This is a genomic window from Actinosynnema sp. NPDC023658 (assembly GCF_040639995.1).
Taxonomy (GTDB): domain Bacteria; phylum Actinomycetota; class Actinomycetes; order Mycobacteriales; family Pseudonocardiaceae; genus Actinosynnema.
The window spans coordinates 1-3,690 of sequence record NZ_JBFAAX010000569.1 but is presented as its reverse complement, the minus strand read 5'-3'; the positions used below and the strand labels follow the sequence as shown (position 1 = coordinate 3,690).

Genomic DNA, 3,690 nt, shown 5'->3' with positions numbered 1-3,690 from the left:
CGACTCCGCGGCGCGGGGCGGAGCGACGCCCTCTGCCTCCGGACGCCGCCGTGTCGGGGCGTCCGGGCGTCGAGGGCGGGCGCCGCGTCACGGGATGGCCACGGCCGTGCCGCCCGCATCCTGGCCGTAGCCGGTCCACGTGGCCCAGGTGAGGCGGTAGCTGCCGTTCCAGGCGAACCGCTTGGCGCTCAGGCCGCCGTCGACCGCGGGGATTCGGTAGTCGTTGCCCACGAACAGGTTGTCGCCCTCGGCGGTGAAGGTCCCGCCCCAGTACGGCGGCCGGTCCGCCCGCTGGTCGGTGACCACGCCGGCGAGGCCGAGGCCGAAGTCGTTGGCGCACCTGGTCAGGTCGACGGTGTTGTCGACCACGCGGAGGTGTTGCAGGTGCAGCTCGCGGTTGCGCCGCTCCTGGCCGCCGATGCCGTTGTGGTTGCGGCTGACGACGTTGCCCGAGACCACCACCCCCACCGACGTGTTGACGTCGATGCCGGCGCCGTCGGGCAGGCCCGCGATCGCCTGCGGCCCCCGGCGGCCGAGCAGGTCGCAGCCGTTGTCGGTGACGGTGTTGTCGGAGATCCGGCCGTTGCTGCTGATCTCGAAGCGGACGCCGTCGGCGGAGTTGTGGACGACGCTGGAGTCCACGAAGCGCAGCGAGTCCGCCACGGCCGGGTCGCCCGCCTGACCGTCGGCCCACAGCCCGATGCCGAAGTTGTCGTGCACGTTGGCGCGCTCGACCACGCCGGTCGCCCCGTTGGTGACCTTGATGCCGCCGGACTCCCAGTCGCTCACCCAGTACAGCGCCTGGGCGTTGTTGTGGTCGACCTCCACGTCGGAGATGGTGAAGTCGCGACCGCGGTTCACGCCGCCGCCGAGCTGACCGTTGTACGACGACCGCCCGGCCGTGAAGGACGCGCCGTTGCCGGTCACCTTGAACCCGAGCGCGTGGTTGTAGCTGGTCGCCACGCTGAAGACCTTCCACCGGTGGCCGAGCTCCAGCGCGCCGGCCTGGCTGGGCGAGGCGAAGTACCGCACGCCGAGGTCGCGGATCACGACGTCGGTCGCGCCGCCGACGGTGTTCGCCGCCGGGGTGCGGCCGATCTGCGTGGTGACCCCGGCCGGGTCGTCCCGGACGTAGACGCGGTTGGCCGCGTAGTCCGGGTAGAAGCCGCCGGGGCCGAGCTGGTCGAGGCTCGCCACCCGGAGCAGCTGGGTGCTGTTGCGGAACACGTCCTCGAACTTGTGGCAGAGGTTGGTCGAGAGGTTCTCGCACTGCCCGTTGGCGTCCTGGTACGACGGCGGCAGGACCCCGCTGACGTACCAGTTCGCGCCGGAGGCCACCCAGCCCGTCAGCACCCGCGCGCCGGAGAGCACGGTGCCGCTCGTCGGTGACGGACCCGCACCCCACAGGGTGTCGCCGGTCTTGAGCGCCAGCGGCGCGGACAGGCGGTAGGTGCCGGCGGCCAGGCAGTACGTCGTCCCGGCGGGGTTCGCGTTCACGGCACCCTGGATGTCCGCGCCGAGGGGGACGTTCACCCCCGAGCAGGTGGCCGTCGCGGACCAGGTCGGTGAGGCCGTCGGGTCGGCCTGGCTCGCGGCGCCCCCGACGAGCATCCCGGCGGCGACCGCCGCGACGGTGATCACGCTGCGGTGTCGTAAGTGTTCCATGAACCCTCTCAAGGACGTCGGAACCCGGAGGTCGGGCGCGACGACGACTCGACCGGTCTGCCCGACACGCCCCCCGAGCGGCACCGGGCCACCGTGCCACAGCGAGGGCGCTCCGGGGGGCGGAACGGAAGTCCCCGGCACCGGCGATGGCCGGGCGATGGCCGGGCGACGGCCGGAAAGTGTGCGGGTTCGTCTCTGCCGCGGCTTCCGGTGGCGGTCCGATACTGCGGGCGTGACTGATCTGCTGCGTGGGCCCGAGGTGCCGCTGCCGGACCGGTGCGTGCACGAGTTGTTCGCCGAGCACGCGTCGGCGCGTCCCACCGCCGTGGCGGTCCGCTGGGACGGCGGCGACCTCACCTACGGGGACCTGGAGCTGCGCGCCAACCGCTTCGCGCACCTGCTGCGCCAGCACGGGGTGGGCCCCGAGGTGCCGGTGGCGCTGTGCCTGGAACGCGGACCGGACCTGCTCGTGGCCATGCTCGGCATCCTCAAGGCGGGTGGCTACTACGTCCCGCTGGACCCCGAGTACCCCGCCTCCCGCCTCGACTACATGGTCGCGGACTCGGGTGCGTCGGTCGCGGTCACGCAGCGGTCCCTGGTCGACCGGGTCGCCTCGGCGCGGGAAGTCGTCGTCGTGGACGAGGTAGACCTGACCACCGGTCCGATCGAGGCGCCGCGGGTCGCGGTCGTCCCGGACAACCTGATCTACACGATGTACACGTCCGGTTCGACGGGCAGGCCCAAGGGCGTCCAGGTCACGCACCGCGGCGTGGTGCGCCTGGTGCACCGGGCGGACTTCGCGGACTTCGACGCCGACCAGGTGTTCCTGCTGCTGACCTCGCTGTGCTTCGACGTGTCGACGTTCGAGCTGTGGGGCTCCCTGGCCAACGGCGCGGTCCTCGCCGTGCTCCCGCCGGGACCGCCGACGGCCGCCGCGGTGGAGACCGCCGTGCGCCGGTACGGGGTGAGCACCCTGTGGCTCAGCTCAGGTCTGTTCGCGCACGTCGTGGACACCAGGGTCGAGGCGCTGGCCGGCGTGCGGCACGTGATCGCGGGCGGTGACGTGGTGCCGCCCGTCCAGGCGCGGCGGGTCATCCAGGAGCTCGGCGCGGAGATGAGCAACGGGTACGGGCCCACCGAGTGCACGACGTTCGCGTGCGCCCTGCGCGGCATGACCGTCTCCGACACCCTGGGCGCCATCCCGATCGGCCGCCCGATCGCCAACACCCACGCGTTCGTCGCGGACGACTCCGGCCTGCCGCTGGCGCGGGGCGAGCGCGGGGAGCTGCTGCTCGGCGGTCCCGGCGTGGCCCGTGGGTACCACGACCGGCCGTCGTTGACCGCGGAGCGCTTCGTCCCGGACCCGACCGGCGACGGCGAGCGCGTCTACCGCACCGGTGACGAGGCCCGCGTCCGCGCCGACGGCGTGGTGGAGTTCTTCGGCCGGCTGGACCACCAGGTCAAGATCCGGGGGTTCCGGGTGGAGCTGGGCGAGGTGGAGACGGCGCTGGTCGCGCACCCGGCCGTGCGCACCGCCGTGGTGACCGCCCACGACCGCGACGGGTCCGACCGCGTGCTCGTCGCCCACGTCGTCGGTGACGCGCCCGCCGACGAGCTGCACGCCTTCCTGTCCCGGCGGCTGCCCGACCACATGGTGCCCGGCCTGTGGTCGTTCGTGGACGGCCTGCCCGTCACGCCGAACGGCAAGATCGACCGGGCCGCCCTGACCGTCCCCGCCGCGGCGACCGGCGACTACGTCGCGCCGCGCACGCCGGTCGAGGAGGTCGTCGTCGAGATCTGGCGCGAGCTGCTCGGCGTGGAGCGGGTCGGGGTGCACGACGACTTCTTCGCGGACCTGGGCGGGCACTCGCTGCTGGCCACCCGGTTCGTGGCCCTGGTCGCGGAGCGGTTCCCCGTCGAGCTGTCCGTGCGCAGCCTGTTCGACTTCCCGACCGTGGCGGAGTCGGCGGCCCTGATCCAGGACGCGATCGTCGCCCACGTGGAAGGGCTCTCCGACGACGAGGT

Annotated in this window: 2 protein-coding genes; one reads left to right on the top strand and one right to left on the bottom strand. The window is 73.2% G+C overall.

What is annotated here, in order from left to right:
• Nucleotides 1–87: 87 nt before the first annotated feature.
• The gene (locus tag AB0G02_RS31295) at nucleotides 88–1,641 is read right to left on the bottom strand and encodes a right-handed parallel beta-helix repeat-containing protein (RefSeq protein ID WP_360801220.1); all 1,554 of its coding nucleotides are present in this window, start codon (nucleotides 1,639–1,641) and stop codon (nucleotides 88–90) included.
• 256 nt (nucleotides 1,642–1,897) lie between these two features.
• Between AB0G02_RS31295 and AB0G02_RS31290 the strand changes: the two genes are divergently transcribed.
• Nucleotides 1,898–3,690 (top strand): non-ribosomal peptide synthetase (locus tag AB0G02_RS31290; RefSeq protein WP_360801217.1); only part of this gene is annotated, 1,793 nt, incomplete at its 3' end.